General features: G+C 60.0%; 20 protein-coding genes and 2 tRNA genes. 14 read left to right on the top strand and 8 right to left on the bottom strand.

Translation table 11 applies throughout. From position 1 onward, the window contains the following. Nucleotides 1-11: 11 nt before the first annotated feature. Genes HF327_RS11475 through HF327_RS11485 form a run of 3 tightly spaced genes read left to right on the top strand, consistent with a single transcriptional unit; the run spans nt 12 to nt 3,276 of the window. A complete protein-coding gene (locus tag HF327_RS11475) occupies nt 12-968 on the top strand; it encodes a hydroxyacid dehydrogenase (RefSeq protein WP_169108362.1) in 957 nt (318 codons plus the stop codon). A gap of 41 nt (nt 969-1,009) precedes the next feature. Beyond that, nucleotides 1,010-1,819 carry a 4-hydroxy-2-oxoheptanedioate aldolase gene (gene hpaI, locus HF327_RS11480; protein WP_169108363.1) on the top strand — a complete coding sequence of 270 codons (810 nt, stop codon included), beginning with the start codon at nt 1,010-1,012 and terminating at the stop codon, nt 1,817-1,819. Nucleotides 1,820-1,821: 2 nt separating this feature from the next. After that, the gene (locus tag HF327_RS11485; protein ID WP_169108364.1) at nt 1,822-3,276 is read left to right on the top strand and encodes an FAD-binding oxidoreductase; all 1,455 of its coding nucleotides are present in this window, start codon (nt 1,822-1,824) and stop codon (nt 3,274-3,276) included. A 113-nt stretch (nt 3,277-3,389) separates the two neighbouring features. Here the strand turns inward: HF327_RS11485 and HF327_RS11490 are convergent, their stop codons facing one another. After that, nucleotides 3,390-5,582 carry a hypothetical protein gene (locus HF327_RS11490; RefSeq protein ID WP_169108365.1) on the bottom strand — a complete coding sequence of 731 codons (2,193 nt, stop codon included), beginning with the start codon at nt 5,580-5,582 and terminating at the stop codon, nt 3,390-3,392. A gap of 250 nt (nt 5,583-5,832) precedes the next feature. Between HF327_RS11490 and HF327_RS11495 the strand changes: the two genes are divergently transcribed. The 5 genes from HF327_RS11495 to HF327_RS11515 all read left to right on the top strand — a co-directional run bounded on the left by HF327_RS11495 (nt 5,833) and on the right by HF327_RS11515 (nt 10,648). Beyond that, nucleotides 5,833-6,567 (top strand): GntR family transcriptional regulator, encoded by a 735-nt coding sequence (locus tag HF327_RS11495; RefSeq protein ID WP_169108366.1) that lies wholly within the window; start codon nt 5,833-5,835, stop codon nt 6,565-6,567. Next, nucleotides 6,564-7,367, top strand: a complete 804-nt coding sequence (locus HF327_RS11500) for a 3-hydroxybutyrate dehydrogenase (RefSeq protein ID WP_169108367.1) — start codon at nt 6,564-6,566, stop codon at nt 7,365-7,367. The genes HF327_RS11495 and HF327_RS11500 overlap by 4 nt, the downstream gene beginning before the upstream one ends. Before the next feature lie 83 nt (nt 7,368-7,450). Continuing rightward, nucleotides 7,451-8,764: a fumarylacetoacetase gene (gene fahA, locus HF327_RS11505; protein ID WP_169108368.1), complete on the top strand. Its 1,314-nt coding sequence runs from the start codon at nt 7,451-7,453 to the stop codon at nt 8,762-8,764. A gap of 99 nt (nt 8,765-8,863) precedes the next feature. Next, entirely contained in the window at nt 8,864-10,147 is a 1,284-nt protein-coding gene (locus HF327_RS11510; protein ID WP_169108369.1) for an SPOR domain-containing protein, read from the top strand. Between the two features lie 156 nt (nt 10,148-10,303). Further along, nucleotides 10,304-10,648, top strand: a complete 345-nt coding sequence (locus HF327_RS11515; RefSeq protein WP_169108370.1) for an I78 family peptidase inhibitor — start codon at nt 10,304-10,306, stop codon at nt 10,646-10,648. Between the two features lie 17 nt (nt 10,649-10,665). Here the strand turns inward: HF327_RS11515 and hemW are convergent, their stop codons facing one another. From hemW to HF327_RS11535, 4 genes are all read right to left on the bottom strand, one after another. Then, on the bottom strand, nt 10,666-11,898 hold the full coding sequence (gene hemW, locus HF327_RS11520; protein WP_169108371.1) for a radical SAM family heme chaperone HemW: 1,233 nt from the start codon (nt 11,896-11,898) through the stop codon (nt 10,666-10,668). Nucleotides 11,899-12,049: 151 nt separating this feature from the next. After that, entirely contained in the window at nt 12,050-12,649 is a 600-nt protein-coding gene (locus tag HF327_RS11525; protein ID WP_099735958.1) for a non-canonical purine NTP pyrophosphatase, read from the bottom strand. Nucleotides 12,650-12,738: 89 nt separating this feature from the next. Continuing rightward, on the bottom strand, nt 12,739-13,644 hold the full coding sequence (locus HF327_RS11530) for a PP2C family protein-serine/threonine phosphatase (RefSeq protein WP_169108372.1): 906 nt from the start codon (nt 13,642-13,644) through the stop codon (nt 12,739-12,741). Then, nucleotides 13,641-14,675 (bottom strand): serine/threonine protein kinase, encoded by a 1,035-nt coding sequence (locus HF327_RS11535; protein WP_099735956.1) that lies wholly within the window; start codon nt 14,673-14,675, stop codon nt 13,641-13,643. Before HF327_RS11535 ends, HF327_RS11530 begins: the two co-directional genes overlap by 4 nt. An 89-nt stretch (nt 14,676-14,764) precedes the next feature. Between HF327_RS11535 and HF327_RS11540 the strand changes: the two genes are divergently transcribed. The 5 genes from HF327_RS11540 to HF327_RS11560 all read left to right on the top strand — a co-directional run bounded on the left by HF327_RS11540 (nt 14,765) and on the right by HF327_RS11560 (nt 20,399). After that, nucleotides 14,765-15,658, top strand: coding sequence for a YicC/YloC family endoribonuclease (locus HF327_RS11540; RefSeq protein ID WP_169108373.1), 894 nt, complete (start codon nt 14,765-14,767; stop codon nt 15,656-15,658). 62 nt (nt 15,659-15,720) lie between these two features. Then, nucleotides 15,721-16,350 carry a guanylate kinase gene (gmk, locus tag HF327_RS11545; RefSeq protein ID WP_169108524.1) on the top strand — a complete coding sequence of 210 codons (630 nt, stop codon included), beginning with the start codon at nt 15,721-15,723 and terminating at the stop codon, nt 16,348-16,350. Between the two features lie 18 nt (nt 16,351-16,368). Continuing rightward, nucleotides 16,369-16,572, top strand: coding sequence for a DNA-directed RNA polymerase subunit omega (rpoZ, locus tag HF327_RS11550; RefSeq protein WP_169108374.1), 204 nt, complete (start codon nt 16,369-16,371; stop codon nt 16,570-16,572). A 104-nt stretch (nt 16,573-16,676) separates the two neighbouring features. Next, on the top strand, nt 16,677-18,932 hold the full coding sequence (locus tag HF327_RS11555; RefSeq protein WP_169108375.1) for a RelA/SpoT family protein: 2,256 nt from the start codon (nt 16,677-16,679) through the stop codon (nt 18,930-18,932). A gap of 126 nt (nt 18,933-19,058) precedes the next feature. Then, nucleotides 19,059-20,399, top strand: coding sequence for a lytic murein transglycosylase (locus HF327_RS11560; RefSeq protein ID WP_198460483.1), 1,341 nt, complete (start codon nt 19,059-19,061; stop codon nt 20,397-20,399). Between the two features lie 142 nt (nt 20,400-20,541). Here the strand turns inward: HF327_RS11560 and greB are convergent, their stop codons facing one another. The 3 genes from greB to HF327_RS11575 form a co-directional block, all read right to left on the bottom strand. After that, nucleotides 20,542-21,108 (bottom strand): transcription elongation factor GreB, encoded by a 567-nt coding sequence (gene greB / locus HF327_RS11565; RefSeq protein WP_169108377.1) that lies wholly within the window; start codon nt 21,106-21,108, stop codon nt 20,542-20,544. Nucleotides 21,109-21,210: 102 nt separating this feature from the next. After that, nucleotides 21,211-21,287 (bottom strand) — tRNA-Arg (locus HF327_RS11570). 165 nt (nt 21,288-21,452) lie between these two features. Continuing rightward, nucleotides 21,453-21,529, bottom strand: a tRNA-Arg gene (locus tag HF327_RS11575). A 300-nt stretch (nt 21,530-21,829) separates the two neighbouring features. On the opposite strand from HF327_RS11575, the gene pdxR reads away from it, so the two are divergent. Further along, on the top strand, nt 21,830-23,359 hold the full coding sequence (gene pdxR, locus HF327_RS11580) for a MocR-like pyridoxine biosynthesis transcription factor PdxR (protein WP_169108378.1): 1,530 nt from the start codon (nt 21,830-21,832) through the stop codon (nt 23,357-23,359). The last annotated feature ends 48 nt before the right edge of the window (nt 23,360-23,407 follow it).

Raw genomic sequence — 23,407 nt, forward strand, 5'->3', positions numbered from 1 at the left:
GCTTCGCACCCATGTCCCCACACTTCCACGTTCTAGTCACCGCGTCACACTGGGCCGAGCCTGCGCAACGCATCATCGAACAGGCCGGCGGCCAGTTACATTTTCTGCCCGGCAGTCTCACCGAAGATGCACTGACTGCGCGCCTGAGCGAGACCGGCGCGCAAGCTATTGTGCTGCGCGGCTCGGCCCCCATCACCGACCGTGTGCTGAAAGCATCTCCGGCACTGCGCATCGTGGCCAAGAACGGCGCCGGCGTGGACAGCGTGGACCTGGAGGCGGCGCGCGCACGCGGCATTGCCGTGGCCGTGGCTCCCGGCGCCAATGCCGGAGCTGTGGCCGAGCATGCCGTGGCCCTGATGCTGGCACTCACGCGCCAGCTGCCGCAGCTGGACCGCATGGTGCGGGCCGGCGAATGGGCTGGCAGCACCTGGCAAGGCCGCGACTTCCGCGGCGCCACGGTGGGCATCGTCGGCTATGGCAGCATAGGCCGCGCGACCGCGCAACTGGCCAGCGCCCTGGGTGCCAGGGTGCTGGTGCGGCGGCCCCAGGGCCAAGCCGACGACTTTGCGACCGAGTCCGAACTGCACCGCCTGCTGCCCCAACTCGACATCCTGAGTCTGCACTGCCCGCTGACCGAGCGCAGCCGGGGCCTGATCGGCGCACGCGAGCTGGCCATGTTGCCACGCGGCAGCCTGCTCATCAACACCGCGCGCGGCCCCGTCGTGGACGAGGCCGCGCTCATCGATGCATTGCGCAGCGGCCAGCTCGGCGGTGCCGGCCTGGACACCTTCGATACCGAACCTCTGTCCGCTGGCCACCCGCTGACAGCACTGCCCCAGGTATTGCTCACCCCTCATGTGGCGGGCGTGACGCGCGATGCCGGCCTGCAAGTCGCCACCCTGACGGCACAGAACATCGTGGACCATCTAGCCCACACCGCCCTGCCCGCCCTCCACCGGGTCGCCTGAGGCGCTTTTTCGCCCGACCTTCACCTCCACCAAGCAATCACATGCCCGCAAACAACCCCTTCAAGGCCGCACTGGCCGCGCAACAGCCGCAGGTCGGCCTGTGGCTTTCCATGGCCGACCCCTACATGGCCGAAGTCAGCGCCAGCACGGGTTTCGACTGGCTGCTGATAGACGGCGAACACGCACCCAATGACTTTCGCTCCACCCTGGCCGCGCTGCAGTCCGTGGCGGCTCACAAGACCCAGCCCGTGGTGCGACTGCTCCACGGAGACACGGCGCTGATCAAGCAATTGCTGGACATTGGCGCCAAGAACTTACTGGTACCCATGGTCGATACCCCAGAGCAAGCCCAGCGCCTGGTATCCGCAACCCGCTATCCGCCGCTGGGCATTCGCGGTGTGGGCAGCGCGGTGGGGCGCGCCTCGCAATGGAGTGCGCGCAGCGACTATCTCGATATCGCCGACGAGGAAGTCTGCCTGCTGGTACAGGTAGAGACGGTGACGGCGCTGGCCAATCTGGAAGCGATCTGTGCGGTCGACGGTGTGGACGGCGTTTTCATCGGCCCGGCCGACCTGGCCGCCTCCATGGGCTATCGCGGACGCCCCGGTCACCCCGAAGTGCAGGCTGCCATCGAAGCCGCAATGCGCACCATCAAGGCCTCCGGCAAGGCCGCTGGCACACTGACTTCTGACGCCACGCTGGCCAAGCGCTATCTCGAACTCGGCTGCACCTTTGTCGCTGTCGGTGTCGATGTGCTGCTCTACGCCAATGCCGCTCGCCGACTGGCTGCCGATTTTCTGGGAACACCGACCACCCCAGCCGTTTCTGCCGAGGCTCGCGGAGCCTACTGAACATGACCGAAGCTTCCCCAATATCCCCCACGCAACTCCTCGAAGGCCTGCGCGCCATCGTCGGCGAAAAGGCCTGCCTCGATGCCTCGGCCGACATGCAGCCCTTCACCACGGACTACCGCAAGCTCTACCACGGCAAGGCATTAGCCGTGGTGCTGCCGGCCACGACGCAGCAGGTCAGCGACGTGCTGGCGCTGTGTTCCCGCCACCAGATCCCCGTAGTACCTCAGGGTGGCAACACCTCACTCATGGGCGGAGCAGTGCCCGACGATGTGGGCGATGCCGTGGTACTCAATCTGCGCCGCATGAATCAGGTGCAGGAAATCGATAGCGTCAACGACACCATGACGCTGCAGGCGGGTGTCACGCTGCAGGCCGCGCGTGCTGCAGCCGAAGACGCCGGCCGCCTGTTCCCGCTGCGCATAGGCTCAGAAGGTTCCTGCCAGATCGGCGGCAATCTGTCGACCAATGCCGGCGGTACGGCCGTGCTGCGCTACGGCAATATGCGCGACCTGACCCTGGGCATCGAGGCCGTGCTGCCCGATGGACGCATCTACTCCTCGCTGCGCGGCCTGCGCAAGGACAACACAGGCTACGACCTCAAGCAGCTATTCATAGGCTCCGAAGGCACGCTGGGCATCATCACTGCCGCCGTGCTCAAGCTGATGCCCTTGCCCAGCGCCACGGCCGTGGCATGGGTCGCCGTGAAAGACCCGCATGCGGCCGTCCAGCTGCTGACCGAGGCCAAGCGCATCGCCGGTCAGGCCGTTACCGCTTTTGAGTTGATTTCAGGTCCGGCACTGACCCTGGTGCTGGAGTCCATGCCGCAGTGGAGCGCCCCCTTGCCCGACGCGCATGACTGGATGGTATTGATCGAGCTGAGCTCGGGTGGCGATGCCCAGACGCTGGACGCAACCCTGATGCGCATCCTCGAAGAAGGCATGGCTGCAGACCTGATCACCGACGCCTCCATCGCTGCCAGCCTCGCCGATGCCCAGGCCTTTTGGCAGCTGCGCGAGGAAATCTCGGATGCCCAGACCCGCGAGGGCGGCAGCATCAAATGCGATATCTCCATTCCCTTGTCCAAAGTGGCGGACTTCATCCAACAAGCGTCGGCGCAGGTGATGGAGATGGCTCCCGATGCACGCATGGTGATCTACGGCCACATGGGCGATGGCAATGTGCACTTCAATCCCTTGCGTCCCAAGAGTGCGCCTGCTGCGCAGTTCCTGTCCGAGCATTACGCACCGGTATCGCGCGCGGTCGATGGGCTTGCCCACCAGAAAAATGGTTCCATCTCGGCCGAGCATGGCATAGGCGTGGCCAAGCGCGACGACCTGCTGCTGTGCAAGACCCCCGTGGAGCTGGAATTGATGTGGCAGATCAAGCAGGCACTGGACCCGAAAAACCTGCTCAACCCCAACAAGGTGCTGCCCGCACCTAGCGCTGCGTCATAAAGCCGCGGCTTCGGCCAATCCGAGCGCAGCAGACCTGCGTTGGCAAGGTTCAAAGTCTCAGCACTCAGTGCTAAAACGGAGCCAGCGGTTGGCCGCCGACTCCGCACAAGGCGCTAGCTTTTTTCTTGAGCAGCCGCCTGAGCTGATGCCGTCGGGGCATGCTGCCAGCTGACGGGCAGTACAGCATCGACCCAGTGCATGCGCCAGGCCAGCAGCATGGCCACCACAACCAGACCCAGCACACACAAGGTGTTACGCACCCCATGCTTATCCGCATACGGGTCGGCGTAGCTGCGCTTGGCATTGCTAGGCACCTTGGCTGTTTGCGACAGGCTACGGCCAAGGCCCAGGTTGATGTTCATGCGGCCATTGATTGCCCAGCCGCTGGCATCCAGAATCGGGCCCAGACTGCGCTGACGCAGCTTGAGCCAGGCGATCAACATGCTGGGGCCGGAGATGGCCAGCACAATGCCCAGAATGGCGACCGGAATCCACGGGCCCAGCTCGATGAACTTGCCAAAGATACCCACCATCACCGCGCTCAATGAGCCCAGAGCCACCCCAATGGCGGCCACGGTGCCCACATCCGTCTTGCGCGGCGCGCTGGCTGCGGCCGGTGCAGGAGCCAGATCCTTGGGCCCAGTCACCAGCTTGTTAGCGTTGTCGCTGAGGCTGGCATTCACCACATCGTTCTTGGCAGCCGCGTGCTTGGCCACCTGCTCCTCGATCATGCGTACAAACTTCTTGTACGGCGATGAGAAGGCCTGACCAATGCTGGTCGGGTTGTCGATGAGCTTGATGATGGTGGCATCCCAGTCATTGCCCGCGCGGTCATAGAACACCCCGTTGCGGCCCACGAACAGAAAGTCCACGTCACCGGCCGTAAACGCCGCGACGATGATTTTTTTCTGGCCTTCGCGCTTGCATTCGCAATAAGCCAGATAGGTTTTGGCCATGGCCGCCAGCACCGAGTGAGCTGCAGCATCGGCTACTTCCACCGTCAAGTCGCAGCTGCGGCCATCCAGGAACAGCGTACCGGCCTGAAAGGCCGCGCCTTCGCGCCGATAAAAGCTGGAGAAGGAGACAAAGTTATTGAGCAGCGACAACAGATCGCGCTGCAGGCGAATCAGCTTTTCCAGCGCTCTGGCTTGCAGGCTGTGCTCTTTTTCAGCGTCGTCATGGTCGAGCAACTGCGTCAGCGCATCTTGCAGACCGCTGCCCAGCAACTCTTGAACCTCGACTTCGCTCAAGGCGCCCAGCGGCGTGGCAGGGCACTCGGCCAGCCAGTGCTGGCAATGCGCCAGCATGGCTTTGAGCTGATCCCATTGCTCTTCGGTCAGCACCATCAAGGCATCGCCAAAGACCGGCTGAATGGCCTGCTCGTGCAGGGTTTGCAGTGCCGCAGCCCATGCGGGATTGACGCCATGCACCAGCGGCAAGTTGCGCTCGCCGGTGACCGCTGCCAGCGGCAATGCAGCCAGCGCTTCAGAGGCGTTGCTCAGCACCTGCGCACCTAAAGCCGCATAGCCCTCTTCAGTCGGGTTCAACGGTGCCTTGGCGTTTGCATCAAACTCCACCAACCGGGTTCTGGCAAAAAAGTCATCGACCTTGGCCTGCACGGCATTCACCGCCTCGGCGGCAGCCAGCGCCAGCGCACGGGGCTGCAAGTGGCAGCCCAGTTCGGCAGCCTTGCCAAACCAGTCTTGCAGGCTTTGCACATCGGCCCAGAAAGCTTCTGCCCTGGGGCGGTCAATGCCGGGCACACCGTCGTGACCATCGACCGCGCCATACAGCTCCTGAATGCGGGCGATCAAGCCAGCCAACGCTTCGTCGTCCTCAGCCGTTGCCGCGCTGACCACGCCATCGCCGTTAAAGCGCAGCGCTTGCAGAGAAGCCAGGCGCTCTTGCACCTGAGCCAGCGTGATGGCTTGGGCCTGCGGCTCGCCCGCCAGCTCCAGTACGCGCCGGGCCTCAGCCAGCAAAAGCGCGCCGTTTTCCGTGGCGTCGTTGATGCTGACCAGCTGCAGCACATCACCGCCATCGGCCAGCACTTGTGGGTCTCGCACACGCGCCACGGCCCATTCACAGGCTGCGACCAACTCGGGCGGGCGGATGCGCCCATCCTTGCTTTCATCAATCAAATCCAGCGTTGCGCTATCAAATTCAATTCCGCGTGTGGGACAGGCCAGCGCCACCCACAGCTTCTTGTCTAACTCACCAATGTGGGCAATGTCCTGGCCGGTGCGTATGACCACCTGGTCCACATCGCCGGCGCGGAAAAACTGCCACTCGTACTGCTGCTGCATGAAACCATCAACTCCCGGGCAAGACTTGCCCTTGTGAAAGTGCCGTGCAACCAATGGTCACAGGCACTGTCCGCTATCAAAACCGTGAGTTTAAAAGTCATTTGAGTGACAAAAATGGTGACATTTGTGAACTCTTGGCGTGTTTAGTGACGGCCTAATAAGCGAGTCTTTCTCGTCTTCGTCCTTTTCCATAATAAAGTATTTATTCAGATACTTTATTTGCTACACTGATTCCGATAGAGCCCTGCCCATGACTCCCGTGCCCACCACCTCTCAGACCCGCGACAAGCTGCATTTGCAGCTGGCCCGGTTATTTCGCAACAAGATCGCGACGGGCGAATGGCCGGTAGGGCAAAGCATTCCCACCGTCGAGGAACTCGAAGCCCTGCACCGCGTCTCTCGCACCACAGTGCGCATGGCTGTGCATGCACTGGTCGATGAAGGCCTGCTGGAGACCCGCAAGCGCGGCGGCACCAAGGTGATGGGCCAGCCCTACAAGCCGCCCTCTTTCTTGCTGCCCACTAGCTGGCAAGAGCTGGTGGCCTTTGGTGAACAGATTCAACAAATCACGCTGCACACGGCCAATGACTGCGTGCCGCCCATTCCCTCTGGCTTTCCGCTGCCCGGCACCCTGGCCCCGGCCTATGTGCACTTTTTGCGCGTACACAGCCATGACGATGCGCGGTTTTGCCTGTCAGAGCTGTATCTGGAACAAGAGCTTTACCCAAAGTTGCAGGAGCAGCTGGAACGCGCGACGCTGGCGCAGGCGCTGGGCAATGACTCCGGCCAGATCGCCACGGCCCGCCAGTACCTGAGCGTGGTCCCTGCCGACGAACTGATTGCCGAACATCTTGGCGTGCCGCTGGGGGCGCCGCTAATGCAGGCACTGCGCTGGGCCTGTAACCCACAGGGACTTATCGTCTACTGGGCCAAGGTGCGCTTTATCAGCCAGTACGTGCACATGGAAATGGACTTGCTCAAATGATCGCCGCCTCGCGCCAACCCCAATCCGGCCGCGTGGCATGGATCACAGGTTCCACCAGCGGCATTGGCTGGGCCATTGCAAGGCAGCTGGCCAGCGAAGGCGCCGCCATCGCCCTGCACGGCAGCAAAGCCGCATCCGCCACCACCGAGGCACAGCTGGCCGAGTTGCACGCCATGGGCGTGGCCGCGCGTTACTACGCGCTGGACCTGGCCGATGGCGAGGCCATTTCCCCGCTGGCACGCCGCATTGCGGCCGAGCTGGGCGAGATAGACATTATGGTCAACAACGCCGGTATCCAGCATGTGCAATCGGTGCTGCAGTTTCCACCAGAGAAGTGGAATGCCATGCTGGCCGTGAACCTGTCCGCGCCCTTCCACACCATTCAGGCCTGCGCGCCCGCCATGCTGGCACGCGGCTGGGGGCGCATCATCAATATGGCGTCCGTCAGCGCACTGGTCGGCGTGGCCAACAAGCCTGCTTATGTGGCCAGCAAGCATGGACTGCTGGGTCTGACCAAGGCCGTGGCACTGGAGCTGGCCACCACACCTGTGACCTGCAACGCCATTTGCCCCGGCTGGGTGCTGACGCCGCTGGTGCAGGCCCAGATCGATGCACTGGCGCTGCGCGAGGGACTGGACGAGTCCGCTGCCCGTGCCCGATTGCTGGGGGCCAAGCAACCATCGCAAGCCTTTGTGACCGTCGAACAAATCGCGGCGCTGACCAGTTTTCTGGCCAGCGAAAACGCAGCCCAGGTGCGCGGTGCGCAGTGGAATATGGATGGGGGCTTTACCGCCGCTTGAGCATCAAACTATCAAATTAATAGCTAACAGTGCTTATCAAATAAGCACAACAAGCCCATTTCATTAAAAATTAAGGAGACACGATGACGTTGAACGAAACACACGACGCAGGCCTGCAAAGCTGGGTGGTCAGCGCCAACACCGGCAAGAGCGACTTTCCCATTCAGAACCTGCCTTTTGCAGTCTTTCGCCGCAAGAGCAACAGCGAAGACTTCCGCGGCGGTGTTGCCATTGGCGATCAGGTGCTGGATATGGCCGCAGTACGCAACGCCAAAATTCTGAGCAGCGAGGTTCAGCTCCAGGTCGAAGCGGCAGCGCAAAGCCAGCTCAACACGCTGATGGGCATGACCCACACGCATTGGTCGGCCCTGCGTCTGGCGTTATCGCGCGCACTGCGTGCCGGTGCCGCCGAAGAAGCAGCGCTCAAGGGCTGCCTCGTGCCACAGGCCGATGTGGAATATGCCGTGCCCGCGCAGATCGGCGATTACACGGACTTCTACACCTCCGTCCATCACGCCACCAACGTGGGCAAGCTGTTCCGCCCCACTAACCCGTTGATGGAGAACTACAAGTGGGTGCCCATCGGCTACCACGGCCGGGCCTCCAGCATCCGCGTCTCGGGCGTGGACTTCAAGCGCCCCAACGGCCAGATCAAGGCCCCTGATGTGAACCCCGTGCTCAAGCCCTGCAATCGCCTGGACTACGAGCTGGAGATGGGCATTTACGCAGGCTCGGCCAATGCCTGGGGCAATGCCATCGGCATGGACGATGCCGAAAACCACATCTTTGGCCTGTGCCTGCTCAACGACTGGTCGGCCCGCGATGTGCAGGCCTGGGAATACCAGCCGCTGGGGCCCTTTCTGTCCAAGAATTTCGCCACCAGCATCTCGCCCTGGATCGTGACCCTGGAAGCGCTGGTGCCCTACCGCACCGCCTTCACCCGCCCAACCGACGATCCACAGCCCCTGTCCTACCTCAGCTCTGAAGCCAACTCGCAGCACGGTGCGCTGGATGTGCAGCTCACCGTCGCCATCCAGACCGAGAAGATGCGTGCCGAGGGCAAGCAAGCCGAACAAATCACCCAGACCAGCTACCGCCACGCCTACTGGACCATGGCACAGCTGGTTGCTCACCACACCGTCAACGGCTGCGACCTGCAACCCGGTGACCTGCTGGGCACGGGCACGCTGTCTGGCCCCACCATCGACCAAGCTGGTGCACTGCTGGAAATTACCGAAGGCGGCAAGACCCCACTGAGCCTGAGCAACGGTGAAAGTCGCACCTTTTTGCTCGACGGCGATGCCATCGTCTTCACTGGCTGGTGCGAAAAGCCCGGTGCGGCCCGCATCGGCTTTGGTGAAGTGCGCGCCACTGTACTGCCAGCGCACAAGGCTTGATGGCGCATCAAGCTATCTCCCAAAGAACCGGCCTTGTGCCGGTTTTTTGCTGGGAATGCGCTATCAAGCCATTCATAACGTCATGACACAATCAGGGTCATGCCTTCCGCTTCGGACACCCAAACGCCCGCGCTCGCCCCCGCCGCCAAACCACAGCGGCAAGAGCCTGTGCTCAGACAGACGCCTCACTCTGGCACCGGCCCTGGCTCTACGAACCCAGCGAGCCCACTCCCCGCCTCCATCGCCGGTGCGTTTGCGGCAGCCGCCTACTCCTTGCAAAACAGCCTGCAAAGCACAGAGATGCCTGAGGAGGATGCGGGCCTTCTGCCCCAGCTCTACGCCAGCCGCATAGGCCCGCGCGCGCAGGCCTATTACCTCGCACAGTTCAAGCGCTTTGATGCGCTGGACCGCAGCCTTCCCAGCTGGAATATGGCGGCCGCCTTTTTCACCCTGGCTTGGTGTTGTCTGCGCGGCCTGTGGCTTGAAGCCGCCAAGTACCTTGCAGCCGTCACCGTCGTCGCGCTGATCTGGTGGATGGGTCTGCGCCCTGCACTGCCACACGCCATGGCGCTGGGCGTGGGTGCAGCGCTCTGGCTGGTGGCCATGGCCGTGCCAGGGCTGCTGGCCAATGGCTGGTACTGGCGCAAGATCAAGGCCGAAACCCTGCAGGCGATTACTGCCGCGCCAAACATGGCACAAGCCCATGCGGAGCTGCAAGCGCAGGCCAGCCCGGCCCAGAACAAGGTTGCCGCCCTGCTGGTGCTGGCACTACCAGTGGCGGCCATTGCCGGGGCCAGCCTGGCTTTGCTGCCATCTCGCAACACGCCACCTGCGATTGCTGAACAACCTGTGGTTCAGCCTGTTGCGGCGCCTGCTGTATCTTCTGTCGTTGCTTCGGTCACTGCGCCAGTGATTGAGCCCGGTGCGCCCGCTCAGCCCGCTGAATCCGTTTCAGAGCCCGTCACCGCCCCTGTGCCCGCCGCAATCGCTGCGCCTGTTGACGCTGCAACGCCAGCGAGCGCAAAAGCTGAGGCTCCCGAAAACAGTGCCAAAGCAGCGCCCGCCAAGCCTCAGAAAGCGGATGCGGCGCCCACGCCAGCAAACACAAACACAACGGCAACCGATCTGATTCCCGGCAAGTTCTATCTGAATGTGGGCGTGTATTCAGAAGCCGCCAATGCCGACAAGGTGCTGGCCCAGCTGCATAAGTCCAAACTACCTGCGCTGGCGCAAAAAATGACTAGCAACAAGGGCGAAGTCACCCGCCTGCGCAGCGGCCCGTTTGAAAGCCGCAAGCGCGCTGAAAGGGCCCTCCGCAAGTTGCAGGCCGCCAATATCGACGCCACGGTTTTTCAGCCCGCAGACAAGACCGCCAAGCCGTAATCAACACCGGCTACGACATAGCGCCAAATCAGCCTCTGGCGCTTGATAAAAAAGCGCATGCAGCGATGAGTCTTGCGCACTGTTTCGTTTCACCCGCTTGCATATTCGCCAACCGACTGATGCCGAATTCGCCAGCTAGTGCGCTATGGTGTGGGCATGACTCGTCACACATTCACCATGCACGCATCCCATCGCATCCTTATCGGTCTGGCCACCGGCACTCTTGCTTTGCTGATCGCAGGCTGCGCCAGCAACGGCACGGTGCCTTCTGCACCGGCCCAGCCCGCGCGCCAGTTGCAGGTCTGCAATGCGCAGCCGGTGCAGATGTTTATCGGTCACAACACCGTGGCATCGACGCTGGAGAACATTCGCCAGAAGTCCGGCTCTTATCAGCTGCGCGTGCTGCGCGAGAACCAGCCCGCCACCATGGAATACAACGAGGAGCGCCTCAACGTGATCACCAATGACGCGGGCAAGATCATCGCCCTGCGCTGCGGCTAAATATGGCCACAGGCCTTTTACAGGAACATTTCCTGTAAGTCGTTCAGGAAGTCAAATCCGCGCTCGGTGGGCACCACACGCCCCATGTCGCGGGTAATCAAACCCTTGGCCTGTGCCGCATCCAGCCCCTTGGCAATGGATGACATGGGCAGGCCCGTGCGCTCCATGTACTCCTGCAGCGCAAAGCCGCCGCGCAAACGCAGCGCATTGAGCATGTACTCAAACGGCAGATCGGCACGCTTGACCTCATGGTCCTGTGCCAGCGGCGTGCCGGCCAGCGCCATATCCATAAAGCGATTCGGATCACGAAATCGCACCTGCCGAACAATGCGGTGCGCAAAGCTCAGCTTGCTGTGTGCGCCCGCACCAATCCCCAGGTAGTCGCCAAACTGCCAGTAATTGCTGTTGTGAAAGCACTGATGGCCGGTCTTGGCATAGGCCGAGACCTCATAGCGACTCATACCCGCCGTAATGGTGCTGGCCGTAATCAGGTCCAGCATTTCGTAAGCCGTATCGTCCTCAGGAATCACCGGCGGGTACTTGGCGAAGTAGGTATTGGGCTCAATGGTCAGGTGATAAATCGACAGATGCGGCGGCGCAAACGAGAGCGCCATATCCACATCGCGCTGCAGATCCGTCTTGGACTGGCCGGGCAGCGCATACATCAGGTCGATATTGAAAGTCTCGAAATTGTCCGCAGCCTCGCGCACGGCCGCCTTGGCCTGCGCAGCATCATGCACACGGCCCACAGCCTGCAAAAACCGGTCATCAAAGCTCTGCACGCCAATCGACAGGCGGTTCACGCCCGCCGCACGGAAAGCCTTGAAGCGGTCTTTCTCAAACGTGCCGGGGTTGGCTTCCATGGTGATTTCGCAGTCCGGCTCCATGCGCAGACGGGCACGCAGACCGGCGATCAGCTTATCGATGGACTCCGGCGAAAACAGACTGGGCGTGCCGCCGCCCATGAAGACACTGTGTACCGTGCGCCCCCAGATCAGCGGCAGCGCGCTTTCCAGGTCGGCCATCAGGGCATCGATATAGCGATCTTCCGGCAGCGCATCGCTCTTGCTCCAGCCATGTGAGTTGAAGTCGCAGTAAGGACATTTTTTCAGACACCAGGGCAGGTGCACATACAGCGACAGCGGCGGCAGGCTGCCCAGCTGCAACGTGCCTGGGCGCATGTAATGCTGAATATCGTGCTGAACTGCGGCTTCGGCAGTCTCGGAAGACTGTGGCTGGATTGGAATCATGGGAAAAATCTCGTCAGAACCGATGCGGCAAAAACTAGCACAGCCCCCAACCTGAGATATCAAGCAGGGGCCGCCCCGCAGCGGGGGCATCGTCCCCTTCCAGCAAAGCAAGAGAGGGGCAGTGGTACAGCCCTTCAGGGGAAAAAGCTGGTTACAGCCAGCACTCCCTGACCATCGCCAGCATCTTTTGCGAAGAACGTCCACGGTGGCTGTGCGCGTGCTTGACTTCGGGGGTCATCTCGGCAAAGGTCATGCCAAGCTCGGGAATGAGCAGCACCGGGTCAAAGCCAAAACCGTTGCTGCCGCGACGCTCGGTGGTGAGCAGCGCTTGCACGCGGCCCACGGCGATCAGAGGTTCGGGATCTTTGGGATTGCGCACGCCCACCAAGGTGCTGACCATGGCCGCACGCCGGTTGTCCACGCCCTGCATCTGCTCCAGCAGCGCGCGCACATTGTTGTCATCGCTTTTTTCGTAGCCGAACTGGGTACAGTAATACGCCGTATCCACACCGGGCAGGCCGCCGAAATGATCAACGCACATGCCTGCATCGTCCGCAATGGCAGGCAGACCGGTCTTTTCGGCCGCAAAGCGGGCCTTGGACAGCGCGTTTTCAACAAACGTGCCATAGGGCTCGGGGGCTTCGCCCTCGAAAAGATCACCTTGGCTAATCAGCTCTACGCCCAGCGGGGCGAACATGGCCTGCAACTCGACGAGCTTGCCGCGGTTGTTGGATGCCAGCACAATTTTCATGATAAAAATCCAGACAAACGCTTGTGGCGCTTGCGCAATCAGCTATTGATTCAGTAGTAAGCCAAAGCCCGGCACTGCGGGTTGCCCATTCAGGTCTTGGCTTTTTGGCGCTCTGCCGAGCGGCGTATGGCTTCGTTGATTTCGGCAATCGATCGCTCGATGGCCTCGTCGTCCAGCTCATCCTCGCTCTCTTCGATCGGCCCGGCCTGTATCGTGGACTCGAAGCCCTGGTCTTCCATCTCCAGCGTGGAAATAGAGGACGGCTCGAAATTATTGGGCGTTTCCCATACCAGTGCCAGCACGGTGACATTGTCACTACTGTCGCCAGCACGCTTGAGCGCTGTATCGACCAGCATGGGCACAAAGTGTGCTACTGCCTTGCCATGCATGAGCTGGAGAATTTCCGAATTGGAAAGACTGCTCCAGAGCCCGTCAGAGCACAGCATGACCTGATCGCCCTCTTCCAGCCGCTTGGTCTCGCTCACATCAAAAATAGGCTTGGAAGGCGAGCCCAGACAGGTGAACAACACATTTCGATTAGCCGGCGTGAGCACACCCGAGACCTTGCGCATCTCGCTATAGGAATGGTCGCGCGTGCGCTCGACCAGCTGCCCATCGCGCGCCCAATACAGGCGCGAATCACCGCAATGAATCCAGGTGATCCGGCCTTCTTGCAGCACAGCGGCGACCAGCGTGGTGCGCGGCGTATCCATCATGCCCTTGGCACCGGCATAACGCAGAATCTGCCGATGGGCCAGCAGCAAAGCCTCTTCCAGAAAAAGCCTGGGGTCGGCCAGCAAAGGCTTGGCTTTTTGCTGAAAGTGCAGCGAAACCACCTGCAGCGCAATCTGCGCAGCAATCTCGCCATCCGGGTGCCCCCCCATGCCGTCAGCCAGCACAAACAAAGCCGCCTCTCGCGTATAGCAGTAGCCCATGCGATCTTCATTGAGTGCACGGCCCCCGCGGCGACTGAGCTGGAATACGGAAAATTTCATGGTTTGCGATTGCTGTTGTCTGCCCCCGCTCCGCGATCGGAGCTCCCAATCTTCTGCAAATTCTTCTTGGCGTCGTGCACCATGTTGTCAAACTGCATGCGCATACGCTCTTGCACGCTGAGCTTGGTGTAGCGGCGCTCGCCCTCGCGGCTCAGCTCTTTTTGCAACGCAAACACCGACTGAGGACGCGAGAGTGGGTCCATGGCCATGCACCACTCCACCACCTCAATCAGATTGTCCGAGTACACGCCACGCAGTTTGTTCAGGGCCAGAGCCAGACGGTCTTTGTCCTGGCGCTGCGGTGCTTCATTGGGGGGAATGCCCTGCATGCACGCGTAAATACAGGCACCGATGGCGTAGATGTCTGTCCACGGGCCCAGTTGCGAATCGCGGCGGTACATCTCGGGGGCGGCAAAGCCGGGCGTGTACATGGGGCGAATGAAGTTTCCTTCTTTGGATAGCACTTCACGCGCTGCACCAAAGTCGATCATCACAGCCTTGTCGTCATTGGTGATGAAGATATTCGCGGGCTTGATGTCAAGATGCAGCATTTTGTGCTGGTGCACGATGCGCAAGCCGCGCAGCACTTCATCAAACAAAGAGCGAATGGTCGACTCTCTGAACACCTTGTCGGCTTTGAGCTCGCGCGCCGTGACAATGAATTCCTGAAGAGTGGCCCCTTCCAGATAATTCATCACCATGTAGACGGTTTCGTTTTCGCGGAAAAAATTCAGCACGCTCACCACGGAGGCATGCGAAATTTGGGCCAGTGAGCGCCCCTCCTCAAAAAAGCTCTTGAGCCCGAGGCGATACAGGGACAACTTTTCTGGTGCCACAACCGGCTGAAGCTCATTGACGGCACGCGTGGCGAGCGAGGCTGGCAGGTATTCCTTGATTGCTACTTGCTGGCCATCTGCATCCAGAGCCAAGTAAACAATCCCGAACCCCCCCGAGGAAATCCTGCGCACCACCCGATAACCGCCTATTGTGCTGCCTGACGGTAAAGAGGCTGGCTTGGTTTTTGTAGACATTTTTTACCGGTAAACCTCAAGGATGATTCGAAACCCGGATAATCGGGTAATTGCAAGCATCCATCAAAAGTCCAATGCCAGTTTACAGCATGACCGGATACGCCAGTGCACAGCACAGCGCATCCGTTGAGGGTGGTCAAGAGTCCCAGTCCAATAGTCGCCTGGGCCTTGAGATCCGAGCGGTCAATAGTCGCTTTCTGGATTTGTCCTTCCGCCTTCCCGACGAACTGCGCGCCCTTGAACCGGCCCTGCGCACCTTGCTCACCGCGCGGCTCAAGCGCGGCAAGGTGGAAGTGCGCGCCGCCATCGACGTCTCCAACAACCAATCCCTGTCCATCCCCGCCGCAACTCAGTTGCAGCGACTGGTAACCCTGCAGGATTCCGTTCAGGCCTGGCTGCCCAAGGCGCGAGATCTCTCCGTCGCCGACGTGCTGCGCCTTTGCAGCGGGACCAGCACGGCCTCCACGGACTGGAGCGAGATCGCCCCCCCACTGGCAGAGCAAGCCATCACCGATCTGCTGGCCGCCCGCGCCCGCGAAGGTGAACGTCTTGCAAACATGCTGCTAGGCCATATCAAGCAATTGAGCGAACTGGCCAAAACAGCCGTGCCGCTGGTGCCCCTTCTGGTTGAGCAGCAGCGCCAGAAATTTCTGGAGCGCTGGAAAGATGCCATGGCTCTGGGCGACGGCGCTGTCGCACCTGAGGCCGCTCAGGACCGTGCCCTGTCTGAAGCAACTGCCTTTGCCATCCGCATCGACGTAGCCGAAGAAGTGACGCGCCTGGGCTCTCACCTGGACGAGATCGAACGCCTGCTGAAAAAAGGTGGCGAAATTGGCAAGCGTCTGGACTTCCTGATTCAGGAACTTCACCGCGAAGCCAATACGCTGGGCTCCAAATCTGCCACGCTGGAGCTGACCCGCATCAGCGTGGACATGAAGGTGCTGATCGAGCAAATGCGCGAACAAGTGCAGAACATCGAGTAAGCAATCTCTGAGCGTATCCACCCCATACGCCGAAATTCATGCCCCAAGTCATGCCCCAAGTCATGGAACATCCTGGAAATCTATTTGTCGTGTCGGCCCCCAGCGGCGCCGGCAAATCCTCTCTGGTACGCGCGCTGCGTGAATTCGATGCCCGCGTCTACCCGTCCGTCTCCCACACCACGCGTGCCCCGCGTGGTCAGGAAAAGCATGGTCGCGAGTACTACTTCGTCTCTGACGCTGAATTTGACGCCATGGCCGCCAACAACGGCTTCGTCGAATGGGCCAATGTGCACAGCCGCCGTTACGGCACGGCCAAGAAGTCTCTGGAAGAACGCATTCAGGGCGGTACCGATGTGCTGCTCGAAATCGACTACCAGGGCGCACTGCAGGTCAAGAACGCATTTCCCAATGCCGTCCTGATCTTCATCTTGCCCCCTAGCTGGGATGAGCTGCGCGCACGCCTTGAAAACCGTGGTGAAGACGCTCCCGAAGTGATAGAACTGCGCCTGAGAAATGCCGAAGAGGAAATGGCGCAAGTTGCCAAATTCGACTTCGTTATAATCAACGAACTGTTTGAGAGTGCGCTCTTTGATCTGAAAGCGATCATTCACGCGCAACGCCTCAAATATGCGGCCCAGCGGCGCCTTCGCGCCGATACCTTCGAGTCGCTCAACATCCCTGAATCTAACTGACCGTTCCCGGAGTACCTGATGGCACGCATTACTGTTGAAGATAGCCTGGAGCAAATCCCCAACCGCTTCCAGCTCGTTTTGGCCGCGACTTACCGCGCCCGTATGCTCAACCAAGGCCACACGCCCAAAGTTGAAGCCAAGAACAAAGCTGGCGTTACCGCTCTGCGCGAAATCGCAGAAGGCAAGGTTGGCCTGGAGATGCTGAAGAAGGTGCCAGGCTAAGCTGTTGCAATGCAGCACCACAATTCGCAATTAAGCACCGCTCGTCGGTGCTTTTTTGTACCTATAAGATTGTGCGCTGCACTTGCAAGCTACATTTAAGCAATATGACAGCGGCCCAGAACTCGACGATAGCTCCCTCCTCTACGGCACCAGCCAAGCCCTTGCGCATGTCTGCCGAGCAAGCTGCGCGCGTGTCTGCCTCTGCTTTTGAAGGTTTGATGGAGCATCTCGGCTATCTGGACGCCGACAGCGCTGAGCGGGTACGGCAGGCCTACCTCTATGCCGACAATGCACATGCTGACCAATGGCGCAGCAGTGGAGACCCTTACATCACCCACCCTATCGCGGTCACAGCTATCTGCGCCAACTGGAAATTGGATGCCCCCGCCCTGATGGCGGCCCTACTCCATGACTCCATGGAAGACTGCGGTATCACCAAAGACGATCTGAATGAACGCTTTGGCGAAGATGTGGCCGATCTGGTCGATGGGCTGACCAAGCTGGACAAGCTGCAGTTCAATACCCGCGAAGAAAACCAGGCCGAGTCCTTCCGCAAGATGCTGCTGGCCATGGCCCGCGATGTGCGCGTCATCCTCATCAAGCTGGCAGACCGCACCCACAATATGCGCACCATGAGCGACATGCCGCGCAGCAAGTGGGGCCGCATTTCGTCAGAGACGCTGGAAATTTATGCCCCCATCGCACATCGTCTGGGTCTGAACCAGACCTATCGCGAGCTGCAAGACCTGTCTTTCAAGCACCTGCATCCCTGGCGCTATGCCACGCTGGAAAAAGCCATCGCCCGCTCGCGCACGCGCCGCCGTGATCTGGTGCAGCGCGTGCAGGACGAAGTCAGCACCGCCTTTGGTGCACAAGGCCTGCCGGTGCGTTTACTGGGGCGTGAAAGCACGCTGTACTCGCTATACCTGCGCATGCTGAAAAACCAGCTGAGCTTTGCCAAGGTCACCGACATTTACGGCTTTCGCGTCATCGTCCCCAAAACGCTGGACTGCTACACCGCCCTTGGGGTGCTGCATCAGAAATACAAGCCCATGCCGGGCCGCTTCAAAGACTATATCGCCATCGCCAAGAGCAATGGCTACCAGTCGCTACACACCACGCTGGTCGGCCCTTCCAGCGTCAATATCGAGTTTCAGCTGCGCACGGAAGAGATGAACATCGTGGCCGAGGCTGGCGTTGCCGCTCACTGGCTGTACAAAGCCCAGAAAGGTCACGACTCCGAGCACCTATCCACGCAGTGGCTGCAATCACTGCTCGATATTCAGAACGAAACCCGCGACGCCACTGAGTTCTGGGATCACGTCAAGGTTGACCTCTTCCCTGACGCCGTCTATGTGTTCACGCCCAAGAGCGAGATCATGGCCATGCCGCGCGGCGCTACTGTGGTGGACTTTGCCTATGCCATTCACAGCAAGATTGGCAACCGCACCATTGCCGCGAAAATCAACGACGAAGAAGTACCGCTGCGCACCGAACTCAAGAGTGGCGATGTGGTACAGATCATCACGTCTGAAACCGCGACGCCCAACCCGGCATGGCTGAGCTTTGTGAAGACCGGGCGTGCGCGCTCCAAAATTCGCTCCTTCCTCAAGAACTCAGCACAATCCGAAGCCGGCCAACTGGGCGATACCTTGCTGGCCCAGGCCCTGCGCTCCGAAGGCATTGACAGCGTTCCCGCCCAAGATGAGGCCAATAAAGGCGTCTGGGACGAGATCTTGCGCATCACCGGCAACCGCACGCCAGCCGAGTTGCTGGTCGATATCGGCATGGGCCGACGCATTGCCTCCCTGGTCGCTGCGCGCATGACCTCCTTCATGACCAAGCAAGGCGTACGCCCCGATGCATTGCTGATCACGCAAGAGCGCTTCAACACCGACAACCGCCCCTTCCAGGGTGCCGTCACCCTCAATGGCGACGAGAGCAGTTCCGTTCACTACTCGCACTGCTGCCGCCCCGTGCCCGGCGACCCTATTCTGGGCTATCTCGGCGGGCAAGGTCTGGTTGTGCACCACGCCCACTGCCACAACGCCATCAAACTGCGCGAAAAAGATGTTGACCGCTTCATCTCTGTGGACTGGGCGGAAGACATCACCCGCGCATTTGAAGCAGGCATTGTTGTCACCGTTCAAAACAACAAGGGCGTCCTGGCCCGCGTTGCGGCTGAGCTGGCCAATGCTGAAGCCGATATCGTGCGCGTTGAAATGACGGATGAAGTTGCTGTGGGCACCACCGATCTGCGCTTTGTCATCTCGGTACAAAACAATGTGCAGCTTGAAAATGCGCTGCGTAATCTGCGGCGCCTGCATTCGGTGATTCGTGCCAGCCGCATCATCGCCTGATACTGATAACGTAAACCCAGCACCAGGCCGCCGTTGGCGGCTTTTTTCATGGGTGAAAGATTTTGTTGCATTCTGCGACCTCAATCGCTGATGCCAAGCGACCCTCAAGCTCGGCAGCAGGTGACAATCACCTTCATGCTCCACACTGCCTTCTCGCTCTTTCACGCTCGTCCACACCTGCTGGCAGTCACTGTCGCCGCAGCCCTGCTTGCAGGCTGTGCTACCCGGCCTGAGCCACAAGCCACGCCCAAGCCCGCAGCAGCGCAAAGCAGCGGTAACAGCGGTAGCAACACCAGGAGCGAAAGCGAAGCACCGGCAGAAAGTCCCATCCAAGCCAGCAGTTTCGCGCACTGGAAGCAAGAGTTTGCCCCGCGCGCAAGCGCCGCTGGCATCTCAGAGCGCACGCTGCGCAGCGCGCTAGCCAGTGCCAAGCTGCAGCCCAGCATCATCAAGCTTGATCGTTCACAGCCCGAATTCACGCGCACGCCCTGGCAATACCTGGATAGCGCCGTGTCCGCACAGCGCATCAAGACCGGCAAACTCAAGATGCAGGAATATGCATCTGCGCTGCAAGCAGCCAGCCAGCGCTATGGCGTGCCAGCGCAGGTCATCACCGCTATCTGGGGCATGGAAAGCAATTACGGCAGCAACTTTGGCAGCTTCTCGGCGGTTGATGCACTCGCCACCCTCGCCTTTGATGGCCGTCGTGCCGAATGGGCGCAAAAGGAGCTGATCGCCGCGCTGCGCATCATCGACAACGGCGACATTGATGCCGCCCACATGATCGGATCGTGGGCTGGTGCCATGGGCAACACGCAATTTCTGCCCTCGGTATTTCTACAATACGCCGTCGATGCCGATGGCGATGGCCGCCGTGATATCTGGGGCTCCATGGCCGACGTAGCCGCCTCCACCGCCAACTACTTGGCCAGCTCAGGCTGGACTGCTAACGAGCCCTGGGGCACAGAAGTCCGCCTGCCTGCTCATTTTGATTACGCACGCACCGAGCTTTCCATTCGCCAAAACAGCAGCGCCTGGTCTGCCGAAGGCGTGCAAAGCATGAATGGCCAGCCCCTGCCAGCCATGGCGGGCGCCAGCATCATCGCCCCAGCCGGCGCTCGCGGCCCGGCCTTCATGGTCGGAAGCAACTTCCGCGCTATCCTGCGCTACAACAACTCCACCAACTATGCGCTTGGCATCAGCCTGCTGTCGTCACAACTGGCGGGCAATGGCGGCATCGTTGCCGAGTGGCCACGCGATCTGAGCGCACTGACGCGCGAACAAACCAAGGCCATGCAAATGACCCTCACCCAGCGCGGCTTTGCCACCGGCTCGGCTGATGGCGTGATGGGGCCCGCGACAAGAGCAGGCCTGCGCCTGTACCAGCAAAGCCAAGGTCTGGTGGCTGATGGCTACCCAACGCTTGAGCTGCTGCAGCGGCTGCAGCGGCTGCAGGCGAGCAACTAATTAAAAAAGATAGCTACTACCGCCTGATATTCATAGAGCTCAAGACTAAAACCACCTGAAACCCATAAAATTTAGACGCTAGCAGCTCACAAAATAAAAGCGCCGCCTCATTCAGAAGCGGCGCTTTTTGCTGCATGTTCACTCAGGACTTGTCGACAGGCTGCGGATAGCTCACGTCCAGCACTTCCAGCATGCGCACACCCGCGGGCGTGGGCAAAGCGACCTCATCGCCAACACGCGACTTGAGCAATGCGCGGGAGACGGGCGCAATCCAGCTGACCTGGTTCTTAGCACTCTCCGCTTCATCAATGCCCATGATGGTGATCGTGCGCTCGACACCCTCGTCATCCACATAAGTCACCGTCGCGCCAAAAAAGACCTGATCACTACCGGCATGCACGGCAGGGTCCACCACCTCGGCAATTTCCAGCCGCTTGGTCAGAAAGCGAATACGACGATCAATCTCGCGCAGGCGCTTCTTGCCGTAGAGATAGTCACCGTTTTCCGAGCGATCTCCATTGCTGGCCGCCCAGTGCACGATTTCCACAATCTTAGGGCGCTCGCTGTCGATCAGATCAAGCAGCTCCGTCTTGATACGCTGATAGCCTTGAGGAGTGATGTAATTTTTGCCGCCAGCGGGCAACGGCGGCAGACCGCCGAGGTCATCATCTTCGTCGCCATCTGATTCTTTGGTGAAAGCCTTGCTCATAGGCTGCAATCTTCACACAGATCAGGCGATGAAATGCCAATGCTCTTACTCGAGACATCAACGAAAAAGCCTCAGAACTTTTCAGTTCTGAGGCTTGTCGTTTGGTGCGGCTGGCAGGAATCGAACCCACGACCCCTTGGTTCGTAGCCAAGTACTCTATCCAGCTGAGCTACAGCCGCTAAGCCACTATTGTATGCGATTTTTCAGACCCCTCAGTGAAAACCCGCACTCTCCTTCAGATTTCCCTTCAGCGTCATGGTTCAGCCTTACAAACAGACCAGTACCCTCAACATAGGGGTTAAACGAAAAAGCCTCAGAACTTTTCAGTTCTGAGGCTTGTCGTTTGGTGCGGCTGGCAGGAATCGAACCCACGACCCCTTGGTTCGTAGCCAAGTACTCTATCCAGCTGAGCTACAGCCGCTAAGCCTCGAATTATATACCAATAAATAAGACCCAACGTAAAACAACAAACAATGCAGAAATGCTCCACATTTTCAGGTGCCTTGACGGCCTCTGTCGATGCCCAAAAGCCGCATTGATTGAACACGCATGTGCTCTGCCCTATATTGGCAAAACTGAGCATCTCGCAGCATTCGCTCAAGAATGAATTGAGAAGGCACCTGCATAAGCTTGGACCTGGCTCGCGCCCACTGAGCAAGGTATCAGGAGACAACTCAAACCCGGCTTTTCATGGGTTTAGGCAACGAGTTCACAACAATAAATGACGACAGACACCCAACAAGCCCCTTCCCAAATCCCTCCCTCCGTGGCCATGTGGGAGCAGCTGTTTCGCCGAAGCGCAAGGCCGTCACTCAGCCTGCAAGGCCAGATTCGCGAAATGCTGGTGGATGCCATTCTCACAGGGGTTCTGACGCCCGGTGAACCCGTTCCGTCAAGCCGCGAACTCGCCAAGCACCTGGGCGTTGGTCGCATCACCGTGGTCATGGCCTATCAGCAGTTGAGCGAGGAAGCTTTTTTACTCAGCCGTGAGAGAAAAGGCCATTTCATACACCCCGATGTATTGCAAGGGCGCACCTCCGGAGCAGAGCGCAAACCATCCCACGACAAGTGCATGGACACCAAGGAGAACACGGACTGGTCGCGACGCCTTTGGCTGCGCCCCAGCCAACAGCGCAGCATCGTGAAGGAAGACGACTGGCAACGCTTTCCCTATCCCTTTCTCTACGGCCAGTTCGACAAGGAATTGTTTCCTACGGCCGCCTGGCGTGAATGTTGCCTCAAGGCCTTGGGCGTGGTGGACATCCGTTTGTGGGCGCCCGATCACATCACTCGCGATGACGACAGCCTCATCCAGCAGGTGCAGACCAAGATCCTGCCGCGCCGCGGCGTCTGGGCTTCGCCCGATGAAATCATCATCACCGTCGGTGCCCAGCATGCGCTATATATGGTGGCCGATTTGCTGATGCGCGAAGGATCTTCCATCGGCATTGAAGATCCCTGCTACCCCGATGCACGCAACATCTTCAGCAGCCGCACCTCGCAAGTCATCCCCATCGCTGTAGACGGCGATGGCTTGCCGATCGTCAATGCCATGCGCAAGCTGGAGTATCTCTATGTCACGCCCAGCCATCAATGTCCCACCGGTGTCACCATGCCGCTGGAGCGACGTGAAGCCCTGCTGGAGGCCGCACAAAAGCATGACCTCATCATCATCGAGGACGATTACGAAAGCGAGAGCAGCTTTGATGAACAGCCCATACCGGCACTCAAGAGTCTGGATCGCAGCAACCGCGTAATCTACATCGGCAGCCTCTCCAAAAGCCTGGCTCCGGGCTTGCGCGTCGGTTATATAGTGGCACCACCCGAGTTGATCAAGGAGCTGCGCGCCCTGCGTCGCCTCATGATCCGTCACCCATCCACCTTCATCCAGCGAACGCTGGCCATGTTCATTTCTTTGGGCCACTATGAAGCCCAGTTACGCCGTCTCGGGCAAGCACAGAAAGAGCGCCATGCAGAGTTGACAGCGGCCATGGCTAGGCACCTTCCAGAATGCCGCATCACTCCGGTACGCGGCGGCGGTTCTTGCTGGGTTCAGCTACCAGCTCATGTGCCTGCGAAGACACTCGCGCAACAGGCCGCCGAGCATGGCGTGCTGATCGAGCCCGGTGATGTCTTCTTCACTGCGACCCGCAACACGGGAAACTTCATACGTCTGGGCTATCAGTCCATCCCTGCCGACCAGATCGACCAAGGCATCAAGGCGCTGGCCAAAGCCATGCATAGCATATAGAGACGTCAAAAAGGCCCCGGACGCTGGGTCCGGGGCCTTCGTTAAAGC

This window comes from Comamonas suwonensis, assembly GCF_012844455.2.
Taxonomy (GTDB): Bacteria; Pseudomonadota; Gammaproteobacteria; order Burkholderiales; family Burkholderiaceae_C; genus Comamonas; species Comamonas suwonensis.

What these genes read in the sequence shown, in the direction of transcription:
- HF327_RS11475 (WP_169108362.1), top strand. Translation starts at nt 12, where the DNA reads ATGTCCCCACACTTCCACGTTCTAGTCACCGCGTCACACTGGGCCGAG.
- hpaI (WP_169108363.1), top strand. Translation starts at nt 1,010, where the DNA reads ATGCCCGCAAACAACCCCTTCAAGGCCGCACTGGCCGCGCAACAGCCG.
- HF327_RS11485 (WP_169108364.1), top strand. Translation starts at nt 1,822, where the DNA reads ATGACCGAAGCTTCCCCAATATCCCCCACGCAACTCCTCGAAGGCCTG.
- HF327_RS11490 (WP_169108365.1), bottom strand. Translation starts at nt 5,582, where the DNA reads ATGCAGCAGCAGTACGAGTGGCAGTTTTTCCGCGCCGGCGATGTGGAC.
- HF327_RS11495 (WP_169108366.1), top strand. Translation starts at nt 5,833, where the DNA reads ATGACTCCCGTGCCCACCACCTCTCAGACCCGCGACAAGCTGCATTTG.
- HF327_RS11500 (WP_169108367.1), top strand. Translation starts at nt 6,564, where the DNA reads ATGATCGCCGCCTCGCGCCAACCCCAATCCGGCCGCGTGGCATGGATC.
- fahA (WP_169108368.1), top strand. Translation starts at nt 7,451, where the DNA reads ATGACGTTGAACGAAACACACGACGCAGGCCTGCAAAGCTGGGTGGTC.
- HF327_RS11510 (WP_169108369.1), top strand. Translation starts at nt 8,864, where the DNA reads ATGCCTTCCGCTTCGGACACCCAAACGCCCGCGCTCGCCCCCGCCGCC.
- HF327_RS11515 (WP_169108370.1), top strand. Translation starts at nt 10,304, where the DNA reads ATGACTCGTCACACATTCACCATGCACGCATCCCATCGCATCCTTATC.
- hemW (WP_169108371.1), bottom strand. Translation starts at nt 11,898, where the DNA reads ATGATTCCAATCCAGCCACAGTCTTCCGAGACTGCCGAAGCCGCAGTT.
- HF327_RS11525 (WP_099735958.1), bottom strand. Translation starts at nt 12,649, where the DNA reads ATGAAAATTGTGCTGGCATCCAACAACCGCGGCAAGCTCGTCGAGTTG.
- HF327_RS11530 (WP_169108372.1), bottom strand. Translation starts at nt 13,644, where the DNA reads ATGAAATTTTCCGTATTCCAGCTCAGTCGCCGCGGGGGCCGTGCACTC.
- HF327_RS11535 (WP_099735956.1), bottom strand. Translation starts at nt 14,675, where the DNA reads ATGTCTACAAAAACCAAGCCAGCCTCTTTACCGTCAGGCAGCACAATA.
- HF327_RS11540 (WP_169108373.1), top strand. Translation starts at nt 14,765, where the DNA reads ATGACCGGATACGCCAGTGCACAGCACAGCGCATCCGTTGAGGGTGGT.
- gmk (WP_169108524.1), top strand. Translation starts at nt 15,721, where the DNA reads ATGGAACATCCTGGAAATCTATTTGTCGTGTCGGCCCCCAGCGGCGCC.
- rpoZ (WP_169108374.1), top strand. Translation starts at nt 16,369, where the DNA reads ATGGCACGCATTACTGTTGAAGATAGCCTGGAGCAAATCCCCAACCGC.
- HF327_RS11555 (WP_169108375.1), top strand. Translation starts at nt 16,677, where the DNA reads ATGACAGCGGCCCAGAACTCGACGATAGCTCCCTCCTCTACGGCACCA.
- greB (WP_169108377.1), bottom strand. Translation starts at nt 21,108, where the DNA reads ATGAGCAAGGCTTTCACCAAAGAATCAGATGGCGACGAAGATGATGAC.
- pdxR (WP_169108378.1), top strand. Translation starts at nt 21,830, where the DNA reads ATGACGACAGACACCCAACAAGCCCCTTCCCAAATCCCTCCCTCCGTG.